The sequence below is a fragment of the Kitasatospora sp. GP30 genome (assembly GCF_029892145.1).
Classification (GTDB): Bacteria; Actinomycetota; Actinomycetes; order Streptomycetales; family Streptomycetaceae; genus Kitasatospora; species Kitasatospora acidiphila.
Genome location: NZ_JARZAH010000045.1, coordinates 20,662 through 47,141, shown reverse-complemented (window position 1 = coordinate 47,141; position 26,480 = coordinate 20,662). Strand labels below are relative to the sequence as shown.

Below are 26,480 nucleotides of genomic sequence, written 5' to 3'. Positions count from 1 at the left end.
ATGAACATACCCAGCACCGCAACGGCTGGGCCCGGGCTGGCGGCCGAATCGATCACCAAGCGGTTCGGCCCCGTCCAGGCGCTGCGAGACGTCACCCTGCACTTCCCACCCGGCCAGGTGACCGCCCTCATGGGCGAGAACGGCGCCGGGAAGTCCACCCTGCTGCGCATCCTCACCGGTGACCACCAGCCCACCGAGGGCCGGATCAGGCTGGACGGTCAGGTCCTCGACCTCAACTCGCCGACCGACGCGCGACGCGCCGGCATCCGGATCATCCCGCAGGAACCGGAGATCATCCCGCACGTCTCCGTTGCCGAGAACGTCTACGCCGGCTCCCTGCCGCGACGCGCAGGCCGACGGCTCGACCGAGCCGAGCTGCGCCGCCGGATCACCGCCGACCTCGAACGCCTCGGCTTCGACAAGGTCCTCGACCCCGACCTGCTCGGATCCCAGCTCACTGCCGCGCAACGGCAGTTGGTGGAGATCCTGCGCGCACTGACCGGCGACACCGCACCGCGGGCCATCGCCTTCGACGAGCCCACCTCCTCGCTCTCCGACCACGAGGTCGACGCCCTGTTCGCCCTCATCGGCCGGCTGCGCGACGCGGGCATCGCCGTCATCTACGTGTCCCACCGCATGAAGGAGATCTTCCGGCTCGCCGACCGGATCGCCGTCCTGCGCGACGGCACCGTCGCCGGCACCGTCGATGCCAGGACCACCAGCGAGGGCGAACTCGTGCGCCTCATGGTCGGCCGTGACCTGTCCAGCCTCTTCGCGCGCCAGCACGTGGCCAGTGACCGCGTGGTGCTGGAGGTCGACGGCCTCAGCACCGACGACGTGCACGACGTCAGCCTCCAGGTCAGAGCCGGCGAGGTGGTCGCCCTGGCCGGACTCATCGGCGCCGGCCGCTCCGAACTCGCCCTCGCCCTGGCCGGCGACACCCCCCTACGGTCCGGCACCATCCGGGTCGATGGCAACCGCATCCGCCTGCGCGGCCCGCGCGACGCGATCCGCGCCGGGATCGGCCTCGCTCCGGAGGAGCGCAAAGCCCAGGCCTTGTTCCTCCAGCGCACCATCCGCGACAACACCTCGCTCGTCAGCCTCGGCAGGCTGCGCCGCTGGCGGTTCGTCAACCGGAGCCAGGAGAAGGCCCTCGCCCAGGAGTACGCGGACCGCCTGCGGGTGCGTGCCCCCTCCATCGAGGCCGAGGTCCGGACCCTGTCCGGCGGCAACCAGCAGAAGGTCGTCCTTGCTCGCTGGCTCGCCCGCAACCCCGCCCTGCTGATCCTCGACGAACCCACCCGCGGCGTCGACATCGGCGCCAAGGCCGAGATCTACCAGATCATCGCCGACCTCGCCCGCAACGGCACCGCGATTCTGGTGATCTCCTCCGAACTCCCCGAGGTGCTCGGCCTCGCCGACCGCATCCTCGTCATGCAGAACGGCCGCATCACCGGCCGGCTCGACCACACCGAGGCCACCGAAGAGGCCATCCTCGCCCTCGCCATGGCCGACGACCTCACCCCCGACCTTCCGCACGAGACCGCCACGGCACCTCGCACCGGAACCGACGCGGCCCCCGGAGGCACCCGATGACGACTGCCCTCTCCGCCGACCGAGAGCCCGACCAGAGCGGCGGCCGGCCGACGCCGGCAACCGACGCCCGCACCTGGCTGGCCCGGGCGGGCGGCCAGAACCTGGGCCTGATCGGCGCCATGGCCCTGGTGCTTGCCCTGTTCGGGTGGCTCAACCCCAACTACCTGAGCTGGGACAACATCCAGGTCATCGCCGAGGCCGTCACCATCTCCGGCCTGCTCGCGGTCGTCCAGACCGTCGTGATCATCTGCGGCGCGCTCGACATCTCGGTCGGTTCCCAGGCGGGCCTGGCCTCCGTCACCAGCGCCATGGTCTTCACCTCGACCGGCTCCAACTCCCTCCTCGGGATCGGCGCCGCCGTCGCCGTCGGCGCCGGGATCGGCATCTTCAACGGTGTCGTCATCATCTACGGCCGGGTCAACGCGACCATCGCGACCCTGGCCGGCCTGGCGGCCTACAAGGGCGTCGCGCAGCTCATCTCCAACGGTTCAGCGCAGGGCTACGTGCTCAACGACAGCCTGTTCGTCTTCCTGAGCCGGGGCAAGATCGCCGGCCTGCCGGTCATGGTCTGGCTGCTGCTGCTCGTCGCGGCCGCCGTTCACGTCCTGCTCAAGTACACCGACATCGGCCGCAACATCTACGCCATCGGCGGCAACGACACCGCCGCCCGACTGGCCGGCATCAACCTCAACAAGTACCTGATCTCCGCCTACGCCCTGTCCGGCATGGTCGCCGGCCTCGCCGGCGTCCTGCTCACCGCCCGCACCGGCTCCGGCCAGCCCGTCTCCGGCAGCGAAGGCCTCGAACTCCAGGCCATCACCGCCGCCGCCCTCGGCGGCTGCGCCCTCAAGGGCGGCAAGGGCGGCATCGGCGGCACCCTGCTCGCCGTCGCCCTGCTGGGAGCCCTCCAGAACGGCCTCACCGTGCAGGGCATCAACGCCTTCTGGCAGAACGTCGCCCAGGGCGCCCTGCTGGTCGCCGCCGTCGTGATCCAGCAGCGCCGCGCCCGCGAACGCGCCGTCGGCCTGCCCGCGTAGCCACCCCCCGAAGCGGCCCGCCCTTCGTTCGAAGGGGCGGGCCCGCAGCACCATTGCTCACCTCCTCCCCCACCCCGCGTGATCTCCCCACCTAGGAGCTCTCGATGTCCCTCGCTTCCGCGCCGTCGGGTCGTCCTGACCCGACGACGGTCGGTTCCGCGCAATCACCCGTGCCGCCCGCCCGCCCGCGCGGGCGGCGGCTCGCCACCGCAGCGCTGAGTGCCATGATGATCGTCACCGGAACGCTGACGGTGACGGCTGTCAGCACCCCGACCCCTGCCGAGGCGGTGGTCCCGCCCGGCGCGAACGGCGCGACGACGCCGCCGATGGGCTGGAACTCCTGGTACTTCTACAACAACGACTACTCCGCCCAGAACATCGCCGACCAGGCGGCCGGACTCGCGACGCCGAACGCGAACCTCGGGCTCAACGGCTCCGGCCGGCACAAGAGCCTCGCCGACCTCGGCTACCGTGACGTCAGCCTCGACGGCGGCTGGTGGACCCAGAGCGGCACCGGGCGCGACGCCAACGGCGTCATGGTCCCCAACCCCGGCTTCCTGACCGGCGCCCAGGCCAAGGCGGTCACGCTGTCCAACGGCACCACCGTCCCCGCGCGCGCGTTGAACACCATGAAGGACCTCACCGACTACGTGCACGCCCTCGGCATGCAGGCGGGCATGTACACCGACACCGGTGCCACCGGCTGCGGTGGCCAGCACGGCAGTGGCGGCAACGAGGCCAAGGACGTGACCACGTTCGCGGACTGGGGCTTCGACTGGGTGAAGCTCGACCACTGCGGCGGCATCCCGTCCGGCTACAGCACGGTCATGGCGGACTACAAGGCCTGGGGCGGCCTGACGGCCAACGCGAAGACCTCCACCGGGGTGGCGCATCCGCTGGCGCTGGAGATCTGCGAGTGGGGCTCGGGCGCTCCGGACGGCCCGTGGATGTGGGGTGGTTCGGCGGCTCGCACCTGGCGAAACGGCCGCGACATCACGGGCAACGCCGGCTACGGGACGACGTCCAACGGCGGCTCGACGTGGATCAACTGGGATCAGGTCTCCGGCAGTTTCGATCTGAACGACCACCCCAGCAACGAAGCCGCCGGGCAGTACAACGACCCGGACTACCTGCTGATCGGGCCCGGCTTCGGCGACAACCCGAACACCGGGCAGCAGCAGACCCATGGCACCTCCGGCACCCTCTGGGGTCTCACCCCGGACGAGCAGCAGTCCTACTTCGGGATGTGGGCCATCCAGGGCGCGCCGCTCGTGCTGGCCACCGACACCACCAACCTGACCGGGGCGACCGCAGCCATCGTCGGCAACGAGTCCGTGATCGCCGTCGACCAGGACAGCGCAGTCCACCAGGGGCAGAAGGTCCTGGACAACGGCAGCGTCCAGGTCTGGTCCAAGCAGTTGGCGGCCTCCGGCACCCGGGCCGTCCTGCTGCTGAACCGCAGCAGCACCTCGCAGAACTACTCGTTCACCACGCAGAACCTCGGCCTGAACGGCACCGCCTCGGTGCAGAACCTCTACACCGGCACGAGCCTGGGCACCGTCAGCTCGACCGGCTCGCAGAACTTCACCCTGGCCCCCCACCAGTCCGTGATGCTCAAGCTCACCGGCGCCACCGAGCAGCAGCCGGAGGCGGTCCTCGTCCCGACCGCGGCGGGCGTGAGCCAGAAGACCTGGAACGGCAGCACCTGGTCGGCCTGGCAGACCCTGGCGCTGGGCACCGCCGGCTCCACCGGCCCCGGATCGATCCAGGGCCAACCCGCCGTCGTCTCCAGCCCGGGCGGCACCGACGTGTTCGTCTGGGGTGCGGACAACGCGCTGTGGCAGAACACCTACGAGAACGGTGCCTGGGGCAGCTGGACCAGCCTCGGCGGCACCCTCACCGCCAGCCCCACCGCGGCGAGCCTCGGACGTGACCGCATCGACGTGTTCGTCCGCGGCACCGACGGCAAGGTGTACCAGAAGACCTTCCAGCAGACGCCCGGCGCGAACGACCTTCCGGCCTACTACTACGGCGTCAACTGGACGAGCAGTTGGGCGTACGTGGACGCACCCGACTCGACCACCATCGTCGGCGCCCCCGCGGCGGTGGCCTCGCTCAACCGGATCGACGTCTTCGCCCGCGGCACCGACAACGCGCTGTGGCAGAAGAGCTACGTCAACGGTGAGTGGACGGGCTGGACCAGCCACGGCGGCAGGCTCTCCTCGTCGCCGACAGCGGTCAGCGGCGCCCCCGGCCAGATCGAGGTGTTCGCAGGGCTGGCGCCCACCAACAGTGTCGGCCAGCTCAGCTGGACCGCCGCAGGCGGCTGGTCGTCCTCCTGGTACGACCTCGGCCGCGCCGTCGTCGGTGCGCCGAGCGCGGCCCAGGTGGGCGCCCGGGTCAACGTCTACGCCCGCGCCGCCGACAACACCCTGTGGCAGTGGTACCGGATCGGCACCGGGCCGTCCGGGGCCTGGCAGCAACTGGACCGCACCCTGGCGCTGACCGGTAGCCCCGCAGCGGCCGGCCACTTCTAGGCAGGACCGTCACCTCCTGGCATGGTCGGCTCGGTGGCCCGTCGCGCTCCTCGGAGCTCGACGGGCCACCGGCTCAGCGCTCGAACGGAAGCGGACCGGCGGTGCAGATCACCCGATCTGCACCGCCGGTCCGCTTCCCGTCGACCAGCCCGCCACCGTCCACGACCTCCATAGCCGCAGACTCATGCGCACCCGCATCCTCGGCGGCGCCATCAACGAGTACCGCTACGCGGCTTGACCTGTGACGATGACTTTTCGAGCCCCACAGGTCCCACCCGGTACGCTCACTCACCAGGCAGGTGCACCTGTTCCTTGCCCGGATACGACGTCAGCACTCGCATCCTTGCAGTTCAGGCGCACCTTTCGCTAACTCCGCACCAGAACCTCCACCCGGCTGAACACCCGAGGCTGGAGCTGGCTCTGTTCCTTCAGCCATGCCGTAGCCATGCCGCGACTACCTCTTGGTGTCCCTCGTCGACTGTCGGCTGGAGGGGGTCACGACGTGGGAGGTCCCAAGGACCTTGCCCTGCGCGTTCAGCGCCTTTACCTGGAAGTACGGTCCAGGGGCGTTCGTGGTGATGGCTGTCTCGAATCCGGACCGTGGGGCTTTTCCGACGACGACCGACAGGGAGTCGGGGTCGGATCCGGCGAGTACCTGCCATGCCCTGGTCTGCGTCGAGCCGTTCCAGGAAGCGTAGACGACGCTGCCCCCGCCGTCGGACCGTACCGCCCCACTCGGTGGGTAGTACGGCGTGCCGACCCATTCGTTCCGGAACGCTCGATACGAGATATTGGAGCCCGGCAGCTTCGCGTCGTAGAGCAGATTCTGCAAGCCGTTGCCCTCGGTGTTCCCTGCACCCGCGTACTCCGAATAGTACGGGCTCTGGCCCCACCCGATGAATTCGTTGCCGTTGGAAAGGGCCTGGGTGTTTCCCTGGGTTGGTGACTCCAACGATGGCTCGTGGTAGTAGGTCCTGTCCACGGTCGCCTTCCGACTGCGGAAGTCAAGGCTGAGGATCAGGCCGTGCGACCGTTGTTCGGGGGCGCCGTCGGGAAGGTCGCAGCAGCCGTCGTCGAACATGCTGATCCGGTTTCCTGGCCGGAATCGGGCATCGTGCTGCCAGTAGAAGTCCGCGTTCGGGCCGAGGGTGAAGTCGCTTTTCTTCCCTCCGAGTTGCCAGCGGACGTCCCCGGATCTCTTGGCGACGTCGTAAACCGCCCACATGTTCCGGGCGGAGATCAACAGCTGGCCGTCAGGGCCCTCGTCGACCGAGTTGATGTGAAAGGCGTCCCACACCCCGCCGAACGAAGACGCACTGGAGGCCGCCTCCTCGGAGTCGGCGGGGTCGATGTGGTCCAGCGCGTTCCACGAGTAGAGGAGTCTCCCCGTGGCGAGGTCGACCTCCTGGACCTCGCTGTTCTCGATGGCTCCGTTCTTCGGACCCCCGTAGGGGGTGAGATCCATGGGCATCGGTTTGGAGGCGATGAACAACGCCGTGCCCCTGCGCGTCAGGGTGAATTCGTGCTCGTCCGGGTAGTAGCCGTGATGCGCGAAGACCGTCTTGAGCAGGCGGTAGTGGGTGTCGTAGATGTAGTAGCACCCGCCCGGTTCGGGCGCACCGGCCGGCAGGTTCGTATACGCCGGGGGAAGCGCGAGGGTGCCCTGCCACCAGGTCAGCACCGGTTGTCCCCGGTCCCTGCGGCCGTCGTAATAGGTCTGGACCTTGAAGTCGGCGTTCTGGAGGTTCGTGGAAGGCAGTGGGCGGAACCAGACCGGATCACCGGAGTCGTCGTTGACCAGTGCCCCGGTCTGGCCGACCATCCGGTCCGCGCTGAACGGGGCGACAAAGATACTGCCGGGAGCCGTCCCAGGTTTGTGTGCAGTGACGGTCACCCGCATGGGGTGAAGGCCCGGCTCGGAGACGAAACTCCACACGTCGCCGCCCGACAGGATCGGGGGCGGAGTACTTTCCGATGGGGGGAAGGGCGTCGTGGCGCACAGGCCGGGCGCGTCCCCTTGCGGACTCGCCGCGGCCGAGGACACGCAGCTTGCGAAGACACACCCCGCAGCGACCACACAGACCCCGACGGTGCGACGGGTCCTTCCTCGTGTCCGGCGAGCCCACGGCTCTCGCGTCGCCATTGCCGACCTCCTTGGCACCCGGACCCTTCTCCGATGGCGGTGCCGCTCGTCTTCGAACGTCCTGTTCGGTTCGCTCTCCGACCCGAAATGGTCAAGATCGGGAGTTGTTCCCCGGGTAACGGTAAGCAGCAAGGACCGCCTGCGACTGCTCAAAGCCACGCCGGTAGACCATTCGGCAGGCGTGGTCTCACCCGGACATACGACAGAGCCATCGCAGGACCCGTCAGGCGCTTCCTCCCGACGGAGACCACCGGATCCAGCGCGGAGCAAGCCCGAACGGCGCACCGAACCGGCCCCGGCAGGCGCAGGCCCCGCTTGTCGCCTACCGTCACCGATGAGCTCACAGCCTCACCGTCCTTGAGCTGTGGCTCACGCACGCTCGGGCGGACTGCAAAAAGCATCGGAGTGGGAAGAAACGAAAGCGGGTCGCGGGTATGACCGACGCAGCCATGCACAATCATCCGCGCGGGCCGTCCCCCCGAGCCGGTCGCCCGAAGGAGCCGGGTCGGCGCAGACTTCGCCGCAGGGCGTTCCTTCGCCAGGGGAGGACATGCGCGGTCGTGCCGCTGGCCGTGCTCCTCATCTGTGGGTTCGTCGCTCCCTCAGGAGGCCCAGGCGTCCCCTCCGATGCCGCAGGCAACGGCGACGTGGTGGGTACTCCCACCCGTCTGCGTAACGTGCCCCGGGACATTTCCACTGTGGCCAACGGTGAATTGATCGTCTACCGCATGCCAGGTATGCAAGGGAAGCAGGTCAAAGCGACGGCCATGCTGTTCCTTCCCAAGAAGGCACCTCCGGCAGGGGGCTGGCCGCTTTTCGTGTGGGGGCACGGAACCACCGGATGGGCACCGCACTGCGCCCCCAGCGTGCAACTCCAGGAACACGGCACGTGGGCTGACGGTCCGAACGCCGCCTTGCTGGCGGCCGTCCTGAAGATGGGCATCGCCGTCGTCGCGCCGGACTACGAGGGGCTGGGGCCGGTGTCCGCGGGCGTCACGACGGGGCACGGCTACTACGAGCTGTCCAGCGAGGGCAACTCCATGATCTTCGCTGCGGTCGCCGCACAGCGATACCTCGGCGGCAGGCTGTCCGGGCAGTGGGCCCCGGGGGGATGGTCGGAAGGCGGCTTCGCAGCGCTTGCCGCCGCCTACGAGTCCGCCTCGGCCACGAAGGCGGACCCCGCCCTTGAGTACCGGGGCGCCATCACCCTCGCCCCCGTGCCGGATGTTCCCGCCATGAACAAGATCCTCTGGCAGGACATCGACAACGCCTCTCGGTCCGGGCTCCCCCCGACGGCTCACCAGATCGACCAGCTGGTCTTCGCCAACGCAGAAACCATCTACTTCACGAAGACCGAACGCTACGCTGGCTACGACGTCGACCCGACCCAGGTCTACGGTCCGAACATGCTCAAGTTCTACCGTCAGGACTGGCAGGCCTGCATCGACGACCTGAACGCCGCCGTCAGGCAGGACATCCAAAGCTACCTCAGTGCCTCTCCGTCCCACCGCCTGAACACCTATCCAGGGGTCCGCGGAGACAGTCCCAACTCGCTTCCGGAGAACAGACGATTCTTCGAACAGAACCAAGGCAGACTTGAAGGCTCGACCCTGCCGGGCTCGGTCCTGTGGCTGTACGGGACGGATGACATCACCAGCCCGAACTCCGTCACCTACAACGTCGTCAACAAGATGGTGGCCAACGGCAACGACATCAACCTCTCGGTCCTGGAAGGGGCGGGCCACTATGACGTCCCCGTCGTCGGCCTGCCGCTGATCCAGGCCCGCCTCAAACAACTCTTTGCGGCGGGGTCGTGACGAGCCGGCCCAGGGCCAGGTGCGTTCGATCCGCAGCCAGCGGCGGCGGGCGTACTGGCGAGGCGGGCGGGCAGGTGGTAGAGCCGGTAGCGCATCGTGTCCGGTTCGGCCCGCTCGAGGTCGTCCTGGTCGTGCAGGGTGAGCAGGCGGACCCTGTAGGTGCCAAGAACCACGTCCGTGCTGGTCAATTGACGTGTGGGCGCCGTCGAGAGGCCGGGCGGTCGAGTGACAGCGGAGGTCTCGCTCAGTGATTGCCAGCTGACTCCGACTGGCTACAAGATGGTCCGGTGCTGCTGCAACTTGTGGGGTCCTGGGCCGCACGTCGGGACGGTAGAGCACTCTCGACTGGGACCATGTCCGCGCGATCATCCCGATGATCTACAAGGTAGCCCGCCGACTGCTGTCCTTCCCCAAGATGCTGCTGCACCGCGACACTGCCAGGGACGCCGAGTTGCCGGTGCTCCGGCATGAGAACGCGGTGCTGCGCCGTCAGATCGCCGGCCCGGTCCGCTACGAACTTGCAGACCGGTTCTGGCGCCGGGGCCCCCGGCGCAGGTGGACGGTCTGCCCGCTCCCACCGGTGCGCAACAGCGGCAGGAGCGGCCGTACGCGGGGCGCTCGTCCTTGGTGACCTGGCCGATGGGGACGTCGATCGCGTCCGCGCCATGGGCGAGGAAGGGCGCGGCCGATCCGGGCCCGCTGACCGCTCAAGGCCGACTGTCCGCCGGCTACGGACAGCGATCTTCCAGGCGGTTGTCGCCTTGAGCGTGTCCTCCCCGACTGGTTCTGACGAGCCTCGCGCCCTGTCCCGCGCGCTCTTCCGGCGCGCCTGACGAGGCGGTTGTTTACGTATATAGATAGTTTGATTTTTATTTGCGTAATCTCTCTGCCCGGGTCTACGGTGAGACCACCCCGGGAAACGGGGGCTGAGGCCGTCGGTGGCCCCGACTTCCCTTCTTCGTCCAGCACTTCGCAGGAGATAGCCATGTCCAATGACCCCCGGCCCGCAGCCGAGCCCGAGTTCGACCTGATCACGCACCTCGACGACGTCCTGGACGGCATCGGACTGTCCCGCGGCGATGCCGTCGAGGCCGTGGAGGTCACCGGTGAGGACCCGGTCATGAAGTCGGTGGCCCGGCTCGGTGCCTCGATCGGTGTTCCGCTGCTGGCCGTCGGCACCGGCGTCGCCACCATCGCCAAGCAGCGCGGCGGCGAGCGCCAGACCCTCGCGCTGGACCTCAACTCGGCAGTGCACAGCCTGAGCCCGTTCATGACCGGCTGGACCAAGCTGAACGGGTACCTGCCCAACCTCGGCGAGGTCACCCTCACGGAGGGCGGCAGCGAGGTGATGATGGGCGAGCGGCTGATCAGTCCGCTGATGTTCGACATGTACCAGGCCCGCGGCGGCCGTTGGGTCGTCCCGACCTGCCCCTTCCCGCACCAGCGCGACGCCTTCCTGCAGTTGCTCGGAGTCCCGCACGACAAGGCCGCGGTCACCGCCGCGATCGCCGAGTGGGACGCCTTCGAGCTGGAGGAGGCCTGCGCCGAGAAGAACATCGCCCTCTGCGTCGTCCGCACCGAGGAGGAGTTCCGGGCGCACCCGCAGGGCAAGGCGGTGCTGGCCGAGCCGCTGATCACGATCGAGAAGATCGCGGACTCCGACCCCGAGCCGTTCACTCTCGCCGACGTGCCGCTGGCCGGCCTGCGGGTGCTCCAGGACACAAAGGTGATCGCCGGCATGGTTGTCGGCCGCACCCTCGCCGAGCACGGCGCTGACGTACTGCACGTCAACGGTCCGCACGAGTACGAGCAGGACATCAACTGGGCCGAGGTCGGCCTCGGCATGCGGTCGGCCCGGGTCGACATCAAGGAGCCCGCAGGAGCCGATGTCTTCCGTCAACTCCTCAGCGAGGCAGACGTGTTCATCGAGAACCGGCGCGGCTCTGCGATGGCGAGGGCCGGTTTCGGGCCGAAGGACGCGGCCGAGCTGCGCCCGGGTGTCGTCTACTGCTCGCTCAACGCGTACGGCCACACCGGACCGTGGGCCGAGCGGGCCGGCTTCGACCAGGAGGGCCTGGCCTTCACCGGTTACATGGTCAAGGAGGGCAGCGAGGAGCAGCCGCAGTTCCCGCCGACCGGCATCCTGAACGACTTCATCATGGGTTACTTCGCCGCAGCCGGTGTGCTCGCCGCACTGGTCCGGCGGGCCACCGAGGGCGGCAGCTACCACGTCAAGCTCTCGCTCGCCCGTACCTCGGCCTGGTATCCGACGCTGGGCCTCCTCGACAAGGAGGCGATCGACTTCGGCGGCGCCGCGCACCGGCTGGGCACCCCCGAGCTGATGACCGCGCAGACCCCGCTGGGCGACCTGGTGCACCTGGCCCCGCCGCTGAAGTACTCCCACACCCCGAGCAGCTACCCCGAGCCGGTGCTGATCCCCCGGGGCTCCAGCAAGCCCGAGTGGCTGCCCCGCTGACCATCCCACCGACCGTCGAGACCCACCGTCCCACCGACTGCCGAGACTTCGAGGAGCGTCACCCGTGAACATCGCGGAGATCTTCCAGGGCCAGATGACCACCCCGCTGGGCGCCCCGGCCTTCCCGTTCGGGCCGTACCGCTTCACCGACCGCGAGTACCTGAACATCGTCTACCGCACCGACCCCGTGGCCCTGCGCCGGCTGGTCCCGGAGCCTTTGGAGATCGCCGAGCCGCTGGTCCGGTTCGAGGTCATGAAGATGCCCGACACCACGGGCCTCGGCAGCTACACGGAGGCCGGCCAGGCGATCCCGGTGGTGCTGGACGGCGAGCACGGCGAATACCTGCACGCGATGTACGTCGACAGCCCGGCGGCCATCGCCAGCGGACGCGAGATCAGCGCGTACCCGAAGAAGGCGGGCCGCCCGGCGCTGTACACCGACGCCGACACGCTGGTCGGCACCCTGGACTACGGCAGCCTGCGGGTCGCCACCGCCACCATGGGGTACAAGCAGCGCCCGCTGGACCACGAGCAGGCCGCTGCGGAGCTCTCCGTGCCGACCTTCATGCTGAAGATGCTGCCCGGCTACGACGGCTACCCGCGGATCGCCGAGCTGGTCCGCACCCGGATCACCGAGCTGAACGTGAAGGGCGCCTGGACCGGCCCCGCCCGGCTCGACCTGGTCGCGCACGCCATCGCACCGCTGGCCGACCTGCCGGTACTGGAGGTCCTCTCGGCCAGCCACATCCTGACCGACCTCACGCTCTCGCCGGCGACCCTGGTCCACGACTACCTCGCCTGACCGGCCGACGCAGCGGCCTCGTCCTCACCTCCTGTCTCAACTCCCGTCAAAGGAACTGTCATGACCATCTCAGAGAATGCCTACTCCCGCGTCGCCGTCGTCGGCGCCGGCACCATCGGCGCCTCCTGGGCCGCGCTCTTCCTCGCCCACGGCCTGCACGTCACCGTCAGCGACCCGCGCCCGGACCTGGAGGAGTACGTCACCGCCCAACTCACCGCGCTCACCCCGACGCTGGCCGCGCTCGGCCTGCCCACCGAGGCCCTGGCCGCCCGGCTGGTCTTCGAGCCGGACGTCGAGAAGGCGGTCGCCGACGCCGAGGTGGTCCAGGAGAGCGGCCCGGACGACCTGAACCTCAAGCAGGAGCTGTTCGCCCGGCTGGAGACGGCCACCCGCCCCGGCACCCTGCTGCTCTCCTCCACCTCCGGCATCCGCGCCACCGACTTCACCGCCCGGATGGCCGACCCCGGCCGAGTCGCGGTCGGCCATCCGTTCAACCCGCCGCACCTGGTCCCGCTGGTCGAGATCGTCCCCGGTGAGCAGACCGAGGCCGGCACGCTGGAGGACGCCGCGGCGTTCTACCGCCAGGTCGGCAAGCAGCCGCTGATCCTGCGCCGGGAGATCCCGGGCTTCGTCGCCAACCGCCTGCAGTCCGCGCTGTTCCGCGAGGCCGTCCACCTGGTCACCACCGGGGTCGTCAGCCTCAAGGACCTGGACACCATCGTCACCAGCTCGATCGGCCTGCGCTGGGCGGCCGGCGGCCCGTTCCTCACCTTCAACCTCGGCGGCGGCCCGGGCGGTTTCGAGCACTTCCTCAAGCACCTCGGCCCCGGCATGGAGATGCTGTGGCAGCTGCTCGGCAAGCCGTCCTTCGACGAGGCAACCATCGCCACCCTGAGCGCCCAGGAGCGCGAGGCCTACGGCGACCGGACCTACGACCAGCTCGGCGCGGCGCGCGACCGCGACCAGCTGGCCCTGATGGCCGCCCTGCGCAACGCCGACTGAGCGACTCAGAAGATCAGAAGAGGAGTTCGTCATGTCTCTCGACAGTCGTCTGCGCGCCGCGCTGGCTCCGGACAACAACCCGATCGACGTCCACGCCGAGCTCGCCGAGGTCCTGGCCGGCGTCGACATGAGCCCCGCGGACGCGGGCGGCACGGTGACCTTCCGCGGCGCCGACCCGATCGTCCCGTCCACCCTGCGACTGGCCTCCGCCGCCGGCATCGGCCTGGTCGCCAAGTCGGTGGCCATGGCCAAGCTCTGGCGGGCCCGCGGCGGCGAGGGCCAGGACATCAGCATGGACCTGCGCAAGGCCCCGCACCGGCTCTGCCCGTTCTACGACTTCACCTGGGAGAAGCTCAACGGCTTCCCGCCCGGTGTCCCCAGCGACCCGGGCAACCCGATGGCGCTGTCCTTCTACCGGGCCGGCGACGGCCGGTGGGTGATGCCGCTGAACGCCTACCCGCAGCTCAAGCAGCGGGCGCTGGAACTACTGGACTGCGCCGACAACACCGCCGCCGTCACCCGGGCGGTCGCCGGCTGGGAGGCCGCCGAGCTGGAGCAGGCCGGTGCCGAGGCCGGTGTGGTGATGCCGATGCTGCGCACCCTGGAGGAGTTCCTGGCGGAGCCGCAGTACCGCGACTTCCTCGCCCACCAGCCGCTGGTCGAGGTGGAGAAGATCGCGGACGGTGCGCCGCAGCCGCTGCCGGAGGGGGCCGGCAGCCCGCTCGACGGCATCCGCGCCCTCGGCATGGGCCACGTCATCGCCGGTGCGGGCATCGGCCGCACCATGGCACTGCACGGCGCCGACGTGCTCAACCTGTGGAAGCCGTACGAGCACGAGAACGACATCCTGTACTACACGGCGAACGTCGGCGTGCGCTCCAGCCTGGTCGATCCGCACAGCCCGGCCGGTGCCCAGCAGGTTCGCGACCTGCTGCGGGACGCCGACGTCTTCTACGCCAACCGCCGTCCCGGCTACCTGGAGAAGATCGGGCTCTCGCCCGAGCAGGCCGCAGGGATCCGCCCCGGCATCATCCATACGACCGTCTCGCTGTTCGGCACGGGAGGGCCGTGGGCGGACCGGGTCGGGTTCGACCAGAGCGCCGGATGTGTCACCGGGATGATGTCCCTGGAGGGTGCTGAGGACCAGCCGCAGCTGTCGCCGATCGCCGTGGTCAACGACTACCTGGTCTCCTGGCTCGCCACCGCCGGCATCGTGCAGGCGCTGCTGCGGCGGGCCGATGAGGGCGGCAGCTACCGCGTGCACGTCTCCCTCACCCGGGTCGCGCTGTGGATCCTGTCGCTGGGTACCTTCGACCAGGGGTATGCCCGGGCGACGGCCGGCTCGGGAGGTGAGCACGGCTACCTGGCACCCGACACCTTCACTGCCGAGACGCCGTGCGGCAGCTACCAGGGCGTCACCGACCAGGTGGAGATGAGCGCCACTCCCGGCGAGTACCGCACGGTGCTGGTGCCGCGCGGCTCCAGCAGGGCGGAGTGGCTGTCCCGCGGCTGAGTTCGAGAACGCGCGTAGGCGACCCGGCAGCGGGTCGCCTACGCGCGTTCCTGACCCAGCCCGTCCGGCGCCGCCGCTACGGCTTCGAGCGACTCTGCCAGCGCTCGACCGCGGCCTGCAGCACGGCGCCCAGTTCGTTACTGCGACCGTCCACCTGCTCGTGCCGTCCTATCGCCAGGATCGCGGCGTCCACCGGTCCGTCGCCGCCGAGCGGCACCGCGACGGCCGAGACGTCCGGGTCGCCGAGTCCGTGGCTGAAGGCGACCCGGGTACGCCGGATGTGCTCGATCCGGTCCAGGAACGCGGTCGTCTCACCTGGATGCCGCTCGCCCTCGGTCGCCAGGTGGGCGCGCAGGTCGCGCTCGTCGGCGAAGGCCAGGATCACCCAGCCGGCGGTGGCGCAGAGCAGCGGGCTGGCCCGGTACTCGGTGGCCCGGTAGGCCAGCCGCTGGATCGACCACGGCCCGGCGTGGCTGGTGTAGACGACGCTGTCGCCGACCCGCACCGCGACCAGGACGTCGACACCGGTCCGGGCGGACAGTTCCTCCAGGTCGTCCTGCGTGACCCCGGCGGCGGGCCGGCGACCGGCCGCGAGGTTGAGCACGTAGGTGGCCGGCCCCAGCAGGAAGCGCTTGCCCTCCTCAGTCAGGTACCCCACCGCCGCCAGCCCGTTGACCAGGCCCTGGATCGAGCTGACCGGCGCCTCCAGCCGGGCCGCCAGCTGACTGAGCGACAGACCGGTGGGCGCGTGGGCGACCGCGTCCAGGATGGCCGCGACGCGGTCCACCGTGCGGTGGTGCGGGCGGCGGGGAGCAACGGCAGCCGCAGGCTGCCCTGCCGGGTCGGGAGTGTGCGTCGCAGGCATGGGAACACCCTATACAGATCGCAGTAGTTACGTAAATAAGTAGGCTGATTTCTATTTGCGTAATGCTGCCTAGGTGGCCTACGGTGAGAGAGCGTCCTCCGGAAGAGGAGGAACGAAGCCCGGACTTCGCCGTCCGGTCGCCGATCCCGCTCTGCGCGGAGGGACTTCTGTGATGCTTGCCACCGCCCCGCCCCAGACCGCCACCGCCCCAGCGCGGCTGGGGCGACGTACGGATCGCCGAGGCACTCGGCGTGAGTACCCGCACCGTCTCCCGAGTCGGGCAGTCCACCGCGCAGCTGGAGCATCTGCGCCGGCTCTCGGCCGAACTGCCCTGGTCCGGGCGGACCGACCGCACCGCGGCCGCTGAAACTACTGCACCCGAGCCGGAGTTGGCCGCCTGATCGGCCCGGCGGCGGCACGCCGCCGGGATCCGGCCGGCACCCCTCGCATTCGAACCGCCCACATCGAGCGACCTGCGGGCTGCCGCGTCCGCCACGACTCCCCGGCCGCGCCGAGTGCCCCGCGCCCACCGGCCCGCTGAACCACTCCGGTACCGGCATCCGGGACGGACACCACCCATCCCGCGTTCCGCCGCACGGCGGCGGATGTGAGCCGGCCCGCTCCCTCAACTGCCGCCGGTGCCGTCACTGACGCATCCGTCATCACCATTCATCGAGAGGTGTGCCATGTTGTCCCCGAACTCCGCCCCCGTCATCCGAGCGACCCTGCCGATCGTCGGCGCGGCCCTGCCGGAGATCACGGCCCGGTTCTACGACACGATGTTCGCCGACCACCCCGAACTGCTGGACGGCCTCTTCAACCGCGCCAACCAGGCCAACGGCACCCAGCGCACGGCGCTGGCCGGTGCGATCGCCGCCTTCGCGGGGATGCTCGTCGAACATCCCGACCAGCGCCCCGACGCCATGCTCGCCCGGATCGCCCACAAGCACGCGTCCCTCGGCATCACCGCGGACCAGTACCGGATCGTGCACACCTACCTGTTCGGTGCGATAGCCGAGGTGCTCGGCGAAGCCGTCACCGCCGAGGTCGCCGCCGCTTGGGACGAGGTGTACTGGCTGATGGCCAACGCGCTGATCGCGCTGGAGGCCCGGCTGTACGCCGAGTCCGGCGTCGCGGGCCACGACACCCGCCGCCCGTGGCGAGTGGTCGAGCGCCGCACGGAGACCGACGACGTCGTCTCCTTCACGCTGAAGCCCGAGGACGCCGCGCCCGTGCCCGCGTTCCGGCCCGGCCAGTACGTCACCGTCTCCGTCCGGCTCGACGACGATACGACCCAGCTCCGGCAGTACAGCGTGTCCGGCGCGCCCGGCGGCGACCTTCGCCGGATCAGTGTCAAGCGGGTCCATGGCGACGGCTCCCCCGAAGGGGAGGTCTCGAACTGGCTGCACGCCAACCTCGCCGCCGGCGACCTGCTCACCGTCTCCGCGCCGTTCGGCGACGTCACTCTCGACGAAGGGTCCGCGCCGCTGGTCCTCGCCTCCGCCGGCATCGGCTGCACTCCCATGATCGCCATGCTCGAGCACCTGGTCGCCACCGGCTCCACCCGGCCCGTCACCGTCGTGCACGCCGACCGCTCCCCCGCCCACCACGCCCTGCGGACCGAGCTGGCGGAGCTCGTCCCCATGCTTCCCGACGCGGCCCTGCACGTCTGGTACGAACAGCCTGCGGCCGGCTGGCCGGCCGCCCGCACCGGCCGGGTCGACCTGACCGGGGTGCCGATCCCGACCGACGGCCAGGCCTACCTCTGCGGCCCGCTGCCGTTCATGCGCGCCGTCCGCAGCTCGCTCCTCGACCGCGGCCTGCCCGCCTCGGCCATCTCCTACGAGGTGTTCGGTCCCGACCTGTGGCTCAGCCAGGACTGAACCGCCCGGCCGAACGTCCGCCGCACCGAATCACCCCGGCGCGGTGGGCGTTCGGCTTCGGTGAACCCCGGCTGCCCTCCCGTCCGTGGTGGCAGTGACGACCCCGGACGGAGGAGGTGGGCAGGTGCGACGGATCCGGGGCGGTGCCGGCGGGCCGTCAGTGTGCCGGTGCGACAGCGGCGCCCCCGGCGGTGGTGAGGCGTTCGAGGGCTGCGGTGATCTCCGCGACGGAAACCCGGTCACGGCGCTCGGTGTACAGGCCGAAGCGGTGGTCAGCTGGCTGCGGGCCCGGGTGAAGTCGCCCTGCCGCTCGAGCAGTTCCGCGTACCGACGGGCAGCGAGCGCCAGGAACCTGGAGCGGCCGAACTCCTGGCAACGGGTCACCGCCTCCTGCCACGCCCCGGCCGCCTCCGACGCGTCCAGGTGCTGCAGCGTGCGGGCCTGGACCAGCAGGGCCCAGAGCAGGACGTCCACCGCGACGGGCATCGCCGCGAGCAGCCCCAGGGCCCGCCGCGCGTCGCGCAGCGCGTCGCCGCTTCCACCCTCTGGGAGACCCTTCGGGAGCACGCCGTCCCGCCCGCGCCGGAACGCGAGAGCACGACCTGGGCCGACTTCCTGCGCAGCCAGGCCCACGCGCTGCTCGCATGCGATCTCTTCGAGACCCGCACCCTGGCCAGGGCGCGCCTGTACGTCTTCGTGGTCATCGAGCACGCAACAAGGCACGTGCGTATCCTCGGCGCCACCGCGCACCCCACCGCTGCCTGGGTGGTGCAGCTAGGGCACAACCTCGTTATGGACCTGGAGGATGCGGGGAGCAGGGCCAGGTTCTTGATTCGTGACCGGGACTCGAAGTTCACGGCAGCCTTCGACACGGTGCTGGCCGATGCCGGGCTGGAGATCGTCTCGGCGGCACCCTCCACGAGTATCAACATGCAGCCTGAGCTGGGCGGATGATTAATCGGCACCCACAATGTCCTGCCTGACTCGCACTGGCCAGGTCGAAGTCGTACCCGGGATCAGCTGATTGAAGTCCACGGGCTCCGCACTCCCGCAGCGGTGGTCCGCCAGGGTCGCCGAACACGCGCTGGGGCCGACCCGCCGGCCAGGATGAGGGCCGGCTCGGGGCCGACCCTCACCCTTGGGATTCAGCGGCTGTACCGCGGCGGGAGGACGAGGCGGGGGTTGGGGTCGAGGAGCGTGTCGGCCGGGCCGTGCCTTTCAGCGAGTTCGCGGATGTCGGAGTCGTCGAGCAGGAGCAGGCGGCCCTCGTCAACGAGCAGTTCACCGTCGACGGCGATGGTGGGCGCGTCGAACTGGCAGTCGCAGTGGGCATGGCCGGGACCACGACGATCGGCCGTGCCTCGGGATGTGAGACCGTCGAGGCCGAAGTAGAACGCGCCTGCGTGCTTCTCGCGTTCGAACTGGGTGCCGCCTGCCAGCCGCACCTTCGGGTTGAGGCCGATCAGTGCGTGCCGCATGTAGTAACCGTCGGGAGAGTACTGCCTGAGCTCGGCTACTCCTTGAATGTCAGTGACCTGGTTGGCGGTCAGCTCGACGACGGTTCGCTGGGCGGGGACGCCGGTGGCCGTGGATTCCTCGATGACTGCGATCCCATCAGTGCGATCGGGGTAGAAGTTGACGCCGCCGTACGGAAAGGGTCGCCACATGCCGGGGGCGAGCGGGGCGTGGTGTCCCGAGGTCGTGAAGTCGCGGAAGGTCAGGTCGGTGCCCAGGGCGGTGGTCACGCGGATTTCGGACGCGGCGGCGAGCTTGGCGGTGGCTTTGGCCTCGATCGCGAAGTAGAGGTCGAGGGGGAAGCGGGCACCGGTGGCCAGTGCGGCGGCGGTGGCGGTCTGATGCAGCGAGATGAACCTGGCCTTGTGCCGGGCGATCTCATCGAAGAACAGTCCGGCCGTGTGCACCTCTCCCCACCAGGTCAGTGAGATCACCACGTCGGCCGCGGCATGGGCGGCGGGCAGGAGCGGCGAGGGTGACTGCCGATCGTGGCCACCCGCGCTGAAGGCCGGCACCGACAGGATGTGCACGTCGGCCAGGCGGTAGGCCGCCGCGGCTTCAATGGCCTGGACCACCACGGGATCGACGCCGTGCTCCGTCAGGACCAGTACCTGCTCGCCTGGCTTGACCGCCGCGTACTCCATGAGGTTATGGGTTCCGGGCATCAGCTCGGCGATCGACAGCGGCGAGGCCGTCGGGGTGTCGAGATAGCTGAAGAACGTGGTCATGAGGGTCGTTCCTTTCCTGTGGGGAGGATGGTCAGGTCTCGGCCGGCACCGGCGCCGACGACCGTCTGGAGGAGAGCAAGGGCCACCAGGGCCAGGAGCGGGGTTGTCCAGGTGCCGGTGAGATCGTGGAGGACGCCGAGCAGCAGCGGACCCGCGGCGGCCACCAGGTAGCCAATCGACTGGGCCATGGCGGCCAGGGCTGCGGCCTGGGGCTCGTCGGCCGCCCGTTGGCCTTGGAAGGTCAGAGCGAGCACCAGGCAGGTGCCGCCGCCCAGGCCGAGCAGCACGCTGGAGACGAGGGCCAGGCCGGGGTCGGCCGCCAGCAGTGCGAAGCCGAAGGCGCACAGTGTCGATGCCGCCGCCGCGAGACTGCGTTGGTCGGTCCATCGGCGGGTGAGCAAGGGAAGTGTGCTGGCGGAGAGCAGCCCCGCCAGCTGGAAGAGGAACAGCAGCCAGCCTGCGCCGGTTTCGCCGGTCCCGTGGTCGTGCACGATGCTGGGCAACCAGGCGATGGTGGAGAAGAAGCACAGGGACTGCAGTCCCATGAACACGCTGACCTGCCAGGCCAGGCAGGATCGCCAGGGACTTCGGGCCCGTACTCGCGCGCTGGAGGACACCGTGTTCAGCCGTCCTTGCTGCGGCAGCCACACGAGCAGGGCCGCCGCGGCGAGAAGGGCCCAACAGCCCAGCGCGGTGTGCCAGCCTCCGGGCAGGGCGTCGGCCAGTGGCACCGACACCCCCGACGACACCGCAGCGACCAGGCCCATCGCCGTGACGTACAGGCCGGTCACCTGGCCGACGCGCGCCGGGGGAACGGCACCCTTGACCACTGCGGGCAGCAGGACATTGCCGCAGGCGATGGCGGCGGAGACGACTACCGTGCCACCGAACAAGAACACCGCCCCGGGCAGCGAGCGAACCAGCAGCCCGACCATCAGCACCAGCAGGGAGCCGCCCAGGACCCGAGGCGTTCCGTAGCGGTGCGAGATCCGGCCGGCCAGCGGCGAGGTGACCGCGAAGGTCAGCAGCGGCAGCGCGCCCAGCAGCCCGACCCAGGCCCCCGTCAGCCCCGTCGAGTGCTCGATTCCGGGCAGCAGGGGACCGACGCCGGTCAGCGCAGCCCGCAGGTTGGCCCCGATGAGCACGATGCTCGCCAGCGACCCCGCCCCCGCCGCCACCCGCGTGGTCGGAACGCGCTCGCGGTCAGCCGCAGCGCTGCGCGAGCTCATGCAAGCGTCCCTCCCCGGTGTCCAGCCCGTGAGGGAGCTGGGGGCCGTCGGGGGCCAGGGCAGTGACGAAGTAGTCGACCAGGTCGTCGCTGGACTCGGGATGGTCGTGGGAGGCCAATGTGCCGTCCTTTCAAAGGGGTTCGGCTTGGGTTCCAGGTCAGCCTGCCTCCCGTGAGCCGTATGTGTAAAAGAACTACCGATCATGCGCCATATAGTTTTCAGTTATGGAGCTTCGGCAGTTGCGGTACCTGGTGGCAGTGGTGGAGGAGGAGAGCTTCACCCACGCCGCCATCCGGCTGGGTGTCAGCCAGCCCAACATCAGCGCCCAGATCCGGAACCTGGAACGAGAGCTGGGTGAGGAACTACTGGACCGTCAAGGGCACGTGGTGCGGACCACTGCGGCCGGCGCCGCTCTGCTACCTCACGCGCGCGCCGCTCTGGCCGCCGTGGACTGCGCCCGCGCCGCCGTCGATGAACTCGCGGGGTTGGTGCGCGGACAGGTGCGCGTGGGCACGGTCGCCTCCATCGCCCCCATCGACCTGCCTGCGGTGTTCGCCGACTTCCACCATCAATACCCGGGGGTGACCCTGTCCCTGTCGGAAGGACCGTCTGACCAACTGGCGCAGGAACTCCGCGCAGGACAGCTGGACTTGGCCATCATCGGCGAGGCTCCTCTGCCCGCAGGCACCGCCACCCAGGTCATCGCCCAGGACGTACTGGCCCTCGGAATCCCGTTGTCCGATCCGCTCGCCCGGCCACAACCCGTCCATCTGGAGGCGCTACGTGAACGGCCCCTGGTCTGCCTGCCGAAGGGCACCGGTGTGCGGGCGTGCCTCGAGCAGGCGTGCCAGGCGACCGGATTCCGCCCGCGTATCGCGTTCGAGGCCGGGGACCCACACATGGTGGCCCGGTTTGCCGCCCGCGGCTTGGGCATCGCCGTGCTACCCGAAAGCACTTTCGCCCTGCGCTCCCCCCGGTTGCGAGTGGCTCCCCTCATGCGAGCTCCACAGGTACGCCTGACGCTGGCGTGGAGATCACAAGGTCCCATCAACCCGGCAGCCCGGGCACTGATCCGGCACACGCGTGCAGCGCTCCCGGATCTGTGACGACACAGCATTCGTAGGCAGAGCAGCCCCAGTTGTCGGTGACGGCTGAACCGTGGCCCTCTGGCGACGCTTTGGGTTCTACGCAACGGCGGATTCGCCTGAGCGTAGCCACCGGTCCACGTTTCAGCTGTCACCGACTGTTACCGAGCTCGACAGCGCGCTCACCGGGATCAGACGCGACGCTGCATCCGGATGTGCCGGCCCTCCATGGCAGCTTCTGGTGTGGCCCGGTGGACGGGTTGGAGCACTCCGGGGAGACGGTGTCGCTCGGCACCGTCTGGAACGAGGACGAGCTGCGGCGAACGGTGCACGGTCTGGCCGAACACGCGCGCCGCCAGGCGGCGGAGTTCGGTGGTGTTACCTTCCCGGTCGCCGGCACCTGTGGCGACCTGTTCTTCGTACTCGACGATGCCACCAGCAGCATCCTCCTCCAGGAGATCGGCCACCGCGGTGGCCGGAAGGTCGCGCCGTCACTTCCTGGCGGACCTGTGACCGGCGCAGCGATCTCCTGCATGTCGTGTGGGTGTCCTCGCGCCCTCCCCCACCGAGCGGCTCGGCATCGCCGGCGATGACGCCCGGGAGCCTGCCGCCCGCGGCATCGAGCGGTAGGTCGCCACGACGCAGCCACACCCGGAAGAGAGTTCACGATGCCGGCCGTCCGATCGACCGGACCGTCACCAGGTGGGACCGTATCCCGCCCCAGTGGAGCGGCGGCCGACCCGGCGCCCAGGCTGGCACTACACGCCGCCCGCAGACCGGTCCGCCCCAGCCGGTGGAGCGATTGTCAATTCCCGTGGATGGCTGAACGGCATTGGCAGGCTGGTGTCTTGATCTCTTGCGATCGCGTGTTCGCACCGTAGCCGTCACCCGGCTGCCAGGATCTCCACTCCGTGCGCGGTGAGTTGACCGAGGGCCGGATGACAGGGGTCGGCGTCGGTGATCAGTCCGCTGATGTCCTCCCAGGGCAGGACGCGGAACCGGGAGGCGGTACCGATCTTCTCGGACGAGGCGAGGACGTAGGTGTCCGCGGCCCGTGCGGCCAGGGCTCGTTTCATCGCGGCTTCCTCGGCGTCACCGGTGGTCAGTCCCGCCTGTGGGTGGACGCCGGTGACGCCGAGCAGGCACAGGTCGGCGGAGACGTTTTGGGCAGCCTCGACCGCGGCCGCGCCGCAGGTGACCGCCGAGTGCTTGAAGAGGCGGCCGCCGAGGAGGAAGACCTCGGCCTGGGGGTGGTCGAGCAGTGCGGCCGCGATCGTCGGGCTGTGGGTGATCACGGTGCAGGCCAGGTCCGGCGGGAGGGCGTGGGCGACGGCGAGGGCGGTGGTGCCGCCGTCCAGGATCAGGGCGCTGCCGGGCCGCACGAGCGCGGCGGCGACCGCGGCGACCTGCCGCTTGCCGTCCGGGGTGACCGTCTGCCGGGTGGTGTAGTCCGCGATGGCCGGGGAGACGGGCAGAGCTCCGCCGTAGACCCGCTGGCACAGTCCTTCGGCGGCCAGGTCGCGCAGGTCGCGGCGCACGCTGTCCTCGGAGATGCCCAGGTCCGCGGCGACGTCCTTGGCGACGATCTTGCCCTCGCGGGCGAGCAGGCCCAGCAGGTGGTCACGTCTCTCGGCAGCCAGCATCCTTATTTTCTCCTGTTCTTGCACGTTTCTGCATGTATGGTAGCGCCCATGACCGACAAGCCCATGCTCATCCTGATCGCCGGCCCCTACCGCTCCGGCACCGACGGTGACCCGCAGGCCATGGCCGCCAACCTCGCCCGCCTCGAAGCCGCCGCCTGGCCCGTATTCGCCACCGGCCACCTCCCAGTCATCGGGGAATGGATCGCCCTGCCGGTGCTGCACTCCGCCGGCGCGGGCCCCACCGATCCCCTTGCCGACCAGGTGCTCTACCCGACCGCCGATCGCCTGCTCGCGCGCTGCGACGCCGTGCTGCGCCTGCCCGGCGACTCCACTGGCGCCGACCAGGACGTCGCCACCGCGCGCCGCCGCGGCCTGCCCGTCTACCACGACGTGAACGAGATCCCACGCCGCACCCCGCAGGAGACCGCGTGACGCCCCGCCCCGGCATCGATACCCCCGACCACCGCGGCCGCACCGGCCTCGACCGCGCCGGCCGGGACCTGGACCGCAATCCCGGCGTCGTGGTCCGCGATGTGGAGCTCACCTCCCAGGGCTGGCACGTCCTGCGCCGCACCACCCTCGACTACCGGCGCCGCGACGGACGCTGGGAAACCCAGCAGCGCGAAACCTACGACCGCGGAAACGGCGCGGTCGTCCTGCCCTACGACACCGAACGCGGCTGCGTCCTGCTCACCCGCCAGTTCCGCTACCCGGCCTACGTCAACGCCCACCCCGACGGCATGCTCATCGAAGCCGCCGCAGGCCTGCTCGACGCGGACGACCCGCCCGCCGCCATCCGACGCGAGAGCGCCGAAGAGCTCGGCGTCACCCTTGGCCCGCTCACCCATGTCCTCGACGCCTACATGAGCCCCGGCTCCGTCACCGAACGCCTCCACTTCTTCGCCGCCCCCTACACACCGGCCGACCGGACCGGGACCGGCGGCGGACTCGAGGAGGACGGCGAGGACATCGAGGTCCTCGAACTGCCCTTCGCCCAGGCCCTCGCCATGACCCGCGACGGACGCATCACCGACGGCAAGACCATCCTGCTCCTGCAATGGGCGGCCCTGGACGGGCCCTTCGCCCCAGCGAGCAACCGCTGACAACACCCTCACCCGCGGTGTTTCCCCGGCCGATCTGCAGTGCCGCGTTGATCAGCCGACCGCGGGGGCAGGGGCCCGTCATGCCGCCGCGCCGGCCTCCTCATACACGACCAGGACGCCGTTCTTGAACCTGGCGCCGGATCGGACCAGGGCGACGAGGCAGGCTCCGGTGATCGCGCGCCAGCGTTCCTGAGCAGACTCGACCAGCTTGAACACCATCGCCCCGCCCCCGGGAGATCGCGATCATCGAGCACGCGGGCCGCGCCACCGCGGCGGGCCTGGAGGCGGCGATGGAGCTGGCCAGGCCGGGGGCGACCGAACTGGAGATGTCCAGTCCTGAACGAGAGCTGAGAGCACGGGCTCCCGGTCAACTCATCGGGCGGCGAACCGGCCCGACGGGCCGTCGGCCAGGCGGGCCGGTTCGGCACGGAGCTGCTCTACCCCGTGGACGTCGTCGGGCTGCGCCGGGCCGGCCCCGCCCGGATCCTCACCCTGGCGGGCGGCTCCGAGCTCAGCGCTGAGGCGGCGAGGCGGCGAGGCGGCGAGCCAGCGAGGCAGCGAGCCAGCGAGGCAGCGAGGCAGCGAGGTTCATTCTCACCAGGCTGGTTTCGTGGGCGAGCGAGGACACCCTGGCCGTCGCCCTCATGCACCGCTACCGGGCGGGCGTCTGACGCTCTGACACGACTGCGGGACCCGCCAAAGTGCACAAAAGCCCAGCCGGGCGGCCTACAGGCCCAAGACTGCGGGATCCTCCCAGCTGACACCATGTCAATTACACGTAAGTATCGGGTCATCGCCCAGCGTTGGCCAGCCTGCGGTGGCACCATGGAGGCCGGTGCGCCGACGAACGGAGAGTCCGGTGAGCAGTCTCAACAAGGGTCTGGAACGGGTCGAAGTGAGCCTGATGTGGGATCCGAGTCCCGCAGGCTCGGTGCCCCACGACCTGGACCTCGTTGCAGCGACGTACACCGAGGATGCCCCGCCCGGCGCACCCGCCTACCTGGTGCATTTCGACAGCCGCTCTCCCGATGGCACGATCACGCTCAGCAGGGACAGCCGTGACGGCAAGGGCCTCGGTGTCGACGAGCGCCTGCTCCTGGAACTCGACCGCCTGGCGCACCGCTACGTCCGGGTGGTCGTGGGCGTCGCCATCCAGCAGCACAACGGCCGGCTGACCTTCGCAGGCATAGCCCACCCCGCTGTACGGATCCGCAACAGGCACGATGAACTCGCAGCGGTGGACTTCACCGACGTCGGTGAGGCAACGGCTGCGAAGGTCGCGGAATTCGTCCGGGACGACTCAGGAGCCTGGGGATTCCATTCCGGCGTCTCCGGCTTCGATGCCGATCCGGCGACCTTCGTGACGATCATGGGCAGTTAGGGAGCTGCCGCCCCGAAGGAGTATCCGGCGGCCAGCCCGCCGGCGACACCGCAGCCGGCCGTGATCGTGCCGAGTGTGGCGTCTTCAAGAGCGAACCCGCGCGCCAGCGGAGCCTGGCGGCTCAT

Annotated in this window: 22 protein-coding genes and 2 pseudogenes; 16 read left to right on the top strand and 8 right to left on the bottom strand. The window is 69.9% G+C overall.

Annotated features, from left to right (window positions below):
- The 3 genes from P3T35_RS35325 to P3T35_RS35315 all read left to right on the top strand — a co-directional run bounded on the left by P3T35_RS35325 (position 1) and on the right by P3T35_RS35315 (position 5,170).
- Positions 1 to 1,596 (top strand): sugar ABC transporter ATP-binding protein, encoded by a 1,596-nt coding sequence (locus P3T35_RS35325; RefSeq protein WP_101383159.1) that lies wholly within the window; start codon positions 1 to 3, stop codon positions 1,594 to 1,596.
- Positions 1,593 to 2,633 carry an ABC transporter permease gene (locus P3T35_RS35320; protein WP_101383158.1) on the top strand — a complete coding sequence of 347 codons (1,041 nt, stop codon included), beginning with the start codon at positions 1,593 to 1,595 and terminating at the stop codon, positions 2,631 to 2,633. Before P3T35_RS35325 ends, P3T35_RS35320 begins: the two co-directional genes overlap by 4 nt.
- 104 nt (positions 2,634 to 2,737) lie before the next feature.
- The gene (locus P3T35_RS35315; protein ID WP_101383157.1) at positions 2,738 to 5,170 is read left to right on the top strand and encodes a glycoside hydrolase family 27 protein; all 2,433 of its coding nucleotides are present in this window, start codon (positions 2,738 to 2,740) and stop codon (positions 5,168 to 5,170) included.
- A gap of 454 nt (positions 5,171 to 5,624) precedes the next feature.
- On the opposite strand, the gene P3T35_RS35310 is transcribed toward P3T35_RS35315, so the two are convergent.
- Positions 5,625 to 6,992, bottom strand: coding sequence for an arylsulfotransferase family protein (locus P3T35_RS35310; RefSeq protein WP_280709165.1), 1,368 nt, complete (start codon positions 6,990 to 6,992; stop codon positions 5,625 to 5,627).
- Between the two features lie 881 nt (positions 6,993 to 7,873).
- Here P3T35_RS35310 and P3T35_RS35305 point away from each other — a divergent pair.
- The 6 genes from P3T35_RS35305 (at position 7,874) to P3T35_RS35280 (ending at position 14,923) form a co-directional block, all read left to right on the top strand.
- Complete coding sequence (locus P3T35_RS35305) at positions 7,874 to 9,130, top strand: lipase family protein (RefSeq protein ID WP_180356684.1); 1,257 nt, start codon at positions 7,874 to 7,876, stop codon at positions 9,128 to 9,130.
- A gap of 373 nt (positions 9,131 to 9,503) precedes the next feature.
- Complete coding sequence (locus P3T35_RS35300) at positions 9,504 to 9,761, top strand: hypothetical protein (RefSeq protein ID WP_218976723.1); 258 nt, start codon at positions 9,504 to 9,506, stop codon at positions 9,759 to 9,761.
- Between the two features lie 354 nt (positions 9,762 to 10,115).
- Positions 10,116 to 11,606 (top strand): CoA transferase, encoded by a 1,491-nt coding sequence (locus P3T35_RS35295; RefSeq protein ID WP_101383156.1) that lies wholly within the window; start codon positions 10,116 to 10,118, stop codon positions 11,604 to 11,606.
- Positions 11,607 to 11,670: 64 nt separating this feature from the next.
- Positions 11,671 to 12,408, top strand: coding sequence for an acetoacetate decarboxylase (locus P3T35_RS35290; RefSeq protein ID WP_101383155.1), 738 nt, complete (start codon positions 11,671 to 11,673; stop codon positions 12,406 to 12,408).
- 60 nt (positions 12,409 to 12,468) lie between these two features.
- Positions 12,469 to 13,410, top strand: coding sequence for a 3-hydroxyacyl-CoA dehydrogenase NAD-binding domain-containing protein (locus P3T35_RS35285; protein ID WP_101383154.1), 942 nt, complete (start codon positions 12,469 to 12,471; stop codon positions 13,408 to 13,410).
- A gap of 31 nt (positions 13,411 to 13,441) precedes the next feature.
- Positions 13,442 to 14,923: a CoA transferase gene (locus P3T35_RS35280; RefSeq protein ID WP_101383153.1), complete on the top strand. Its 1,482-nt coding sequence runs from the start codon at positions 13,442 to 13,444 to the stop codon at positions 14,921 to 14,923.
- A gap of 76 nt (positions 14,924 to 14,999) precedes the next feature.
- On the opposite strand, the gene P3T35_RS35275 is transcribed toward P3T35_RS35280, so the two are convergent.
- Positions 15,000 to 15,788 carry a helix-turn-helix domain-containing protein gene (locus P3T35_RS35275; RefSeq protein WP_101383152.1) on the bottom strand — a complete coding sequence of 263 codons (789 nt, stop codon included), beginning with the start codon at positions 15,786 to 15,788 and terminating at the stop codon, positions 15,000 to 15,002.
- 251 nt (positions 15,789 to 16,039) lie between these two features.
- Here P3T35_RS35275 and P3T35_RS35270 point away from each other — a divergent pair, with 251 nt between their 5' ends.
- The 3 genes and pseudogenes from P3T35_RS35270 to P3T35_RS35260 form a co-directional block, all read left to right on the top strand.
- Positions 16,040 to 16,189 carry a hypothetical protein gene (locus P3T35_RS35270; RefSeq protein WP_180356683.1) on the top strand — a complete coding sequence of 50 codons (150 nt, stop codon included), beginning with the start codon at positions 16,040 to 16,042 and terminating at the stop codon, positions 16,187 to 16,189.
- A 285-nt stretch (positions 16,190 to 16,474) separates the two neighbouring features.
- Positions 16,475 to 17,671 carry a globin domain-containing protein gene (locus tag P3T35_RS35265; protein ID WP_101383151.1) on the top strand — a complete coding sequence of 399 codons (1,197 nt, stop codon included), beginning with the start codon at positions 16,475 to 16,477 and terminating at the stop codon, positions 17,669 to 17,671.
- Positions 17,672 to 18,196: 525 nt separating this feature from the next.
- Positions 18,197 to 18,574, top strand: a pseudogene (locus P3T35_RS35260) (integrase); the annotation flags it as partial.
- A gap of 242 nt (positions 18,575 to 18,816) precedes the next feature.
- Here P3T35_RS35260 and P3T35_RS35255 read toward each other — a convergent pair.
- Genes P3T35_RS35255 through P3T35_RS35245 form a run of 3 tightly spaced genes read right to left on the bottom strand, consistent with a single transcriptional unit; the run spans position 18,817 to position 21,261 of the window.
- Positions 18,817 to 19,914: a hypothetical protein gene (locus P3T35_RS35255; protein ID WP_101383150.1), complete on the bottom strand. Its 1,098-nt coding sequence runs from the start codon at positions 19,912 to 19,914 to the stop codon at positions 18,817 to 18,819.
- A complete protein-coding gene (locus tag P3T35_RS35250; RefSeq protein WP_101383149.1) occupies positions 19,911 to 21,143 on the bottom strand; it encodes an MFS transporter in 1,233 nt (410 codons plus the stop codon). The genes P3T35_RS35255 and P3T35_RS35250 overlap by 4 nt, the downstream gene beginning before the upstream one ends.
- Positions 21,118 to 21,261 (bottom strand): hypothetical protein, encoded by a 144-nt coding sequence (locus P3T35_RS35245; RefSeq protein ID WP_180356682.1) that lies wholly within the window; start codon positions 21,259 to 21,261, stop codon positions 21,118 to 21,120. Before P3T35_RS35245 ends, P3T35_RS35250 begins: the two co-directional genes overlap by 26 nt.
- 106 nt (positions 21,262 to 21,367) lie before the next feature.
- Between P3T35_RS35245 and P3T35_RS35240 the strand changes: the two genes are divergently transcribed.
- Positions 21,368 to 22,249, top strand: a complete 882-nt coding sequence (locus tag P3T35_RS35240; protein WP_101383148.1) for a LysR substrate-binding domain-containing protein — start codon at positions 21,368 to 21,370, stop codon at positions 22,247 to 22,249.
- A gap of 170 nt (positions 22,250 to 22,419) precedes the next feature.
- Here P3T35_RS35240 and P3T35_RS35235 read toward each other — a convergent pair whose 3' ends face one another.
- Both P3T35_RS35235 and P3T35_RS35230 read right to left on the bottom strand, forming a co-directional pair.
- Positions 22,420 to 22,695, bottom strand: a complete 276-nt coding sequence (locus P3T35_RS35235; RefSeq protein WP_101383147.1) for a hypothetical protein — start codon at positions 22,693 to 22,695, stop codon at positions 22,420 to 22,422.
- Between the two features lie 417 nt (positions 22,696 to 23,112).
- Positions 23,113 to 23,871: a DeoR/GlpR family DNA-binding transcription regulator gene (locus P3T35_RS35230; protein ID WP_101383146.1), complete on the bottom strand. Its 759-nt coding sequence runs from the start codon at positions 23,869 to 23,871 to the stop codon at positions 23,113 to 23,115.
- Between the two features lie 48 nt (positions 23,872 to 23,919).
- Between P3T35_RS35230 and P3T35_RS35225 the strand changes: the two genes are divergently transcribed.
- Together P3T35_RS35225 and P3T35_RS35220 are read left to right on the top strand one after the other, a co-directional pair.
- On the top strand, positions 23,920 to 24,303 hold the full coding sequence (locus P3T35_RS35225) for a DUF4406 domain-containing protein (protein WP_180356681.1): 384 nt from the start codon (positions 23,920 to 23,922) through the stop codon (positions 24,301 to 24,303).
- Positions 24,300 to 24,974 (top strand): NUDIX domain-containing protein, encoded by a 675-nt coding sequence (locus tag P3T35_RS35220; protein WP_101383145.1) that lies wholly within the window; start codon positions 24,300 to 24,302, stop codon positions 24,972 to 24,974. The genes P3T35_RS35225 and P3T35_RS35220 overlap by 4 nt, the downstream gene beginning before the upstream one ends.
- Before the next feature lie 78 nt (positions 24,975 to 25,052).
- Here P3T35_RS35220 and P3T35_RS35215 read toward each other — a convergent pair.
- Positions 25,053 to 25,196 (bottom strand): annotated as a pseudogene (locus tag P3T35_RS35215) (IS256 family transposase); the annotation flags it as partial.
- A 637-nt stretch (positions 25,197 to 25,833) separates the two neighbouring features.
- On the opposite strand from P3T35_RS35215, the gene P3T35_RS35210 reads away from it, so the two are divergent.
- Complete coding sequence (locus P3T35_RS35210) at positions 25,834 to 26,355, top strand: TerD family protein (protein ID WP_101383144.1); 522 nt, start codon at positions 25,834 to 25,836, stop codon at positions 26,353 to 26,355.
- Positions 26,356 to 26,480 lie beyond the last annotated feature (125 nt).

Bases quoted from the DNA above. Each gene is read 5' to 3' on its own strand.
- P3T35_RS35325 (WP_101383159.1), top strand. From the start codon at position 1: ATGAACATACCCAGCACCGCAACGGCTGGGCCCGGGCTGGCGGCCGAA.
- P3T35_RS35320 (WP_101383158.1), top strand. From the start codon at position 1,593: ATGACGACTGCCCTCTCCGCCGACCGAGAGCCCGACCAGAGCGGCGGC.
- P3T35_RS35315 (WP_101383157.1), top strand. From the start codon at position 2,738: ATGTCCCTCGCTTCCGCGCCGTCGGGTCGTCCTGACCCGACGACGGTC.
- P3T35_RS35310 (WP_280709165.1), bottom strand. From the start codon at position 6,992: ATGGTCGGCCAGACCGGGGCACTGGTCAACGACGACTCCGGTGATCCG.
- P3T35_RS35300 (WP_218976723.1), top strand. From the start codon at position 9,504: ATGATCTACAAGGTAGCCCGCCGACTGCTGTCCTTCCCCAAGATGCTG.
- P3T35_RS35295 (WP_101383156.1), top strand. From the start codon at position 10,116: ATGTCCAATGACCCCCGGCCCGCAGCCGAGCCCGAGTTCGACCTGATC.
- P3T35_RS35285 (WP_101383154.1), top strand. From the start codon at position 12,469: ATGACCATCTCAGAGAATGCCTACTCCCGCGTCGCCGTCGTCGGCGCC.
- P3T35_RS35280 (WP_101383153.1), top strand. From the start codon at position 13,442: ATGTCTCTCGACAGTCGTCTGCGCGCCGCGCTGGCTCCGGACAACAAC.
- P3T35_RS35275 (WP_101383152.1), bottom strand. From the start codon at position 15,788: ATGCCTGCGACGCACACTCCCGACCCGGCAGGGCAGCCTGCGGCTGCC.
- P3T35_RS35265 (WP_101383151.1), top strand. From the start codon at position 16,475: ATGTTGTCCCCGAACTCCGCCCCCGTCATCCGAGCGACCCTGCCGATC.
- P3T35_RS35255 (WP_101383150.1), bottom strand. From the start codon at position 19,914: ATGACCACGTTCTTCAGCTATCTCGACACCCCGACGGCCTCGCCGCTG.
- P3T35_RS35250 (WP_101383149.1), bottom strand. From the start codon at position 21,143: ATGAGCTCGCGCAGCGCTGCGGCTGACCGCGAGCGCGTTCCGACCACG.
- P3T35_RS35240 (WP_101383148.1), top strand. From the start codon at position 21,368: ATGGAGCTTCGGCAGTTGCGGTACCTGGTGGCAGTGGTGGAGGAGGAG.
- P3T35_RS35230 (WP_101383146.1), bottom strand. From the start codon at position 23,871: ATGCTGGCTGCCGAGAGACGTGACCACCTGCTGGGCCTGCTCGCCCGC.
- P3T35_RS35225 (WP_180356681.1), top strand. From the start codon at position 23,920: ATGACCGACAAGCCCATGCTCATCCTGATCGCCGGCCCCTACCGCTCC.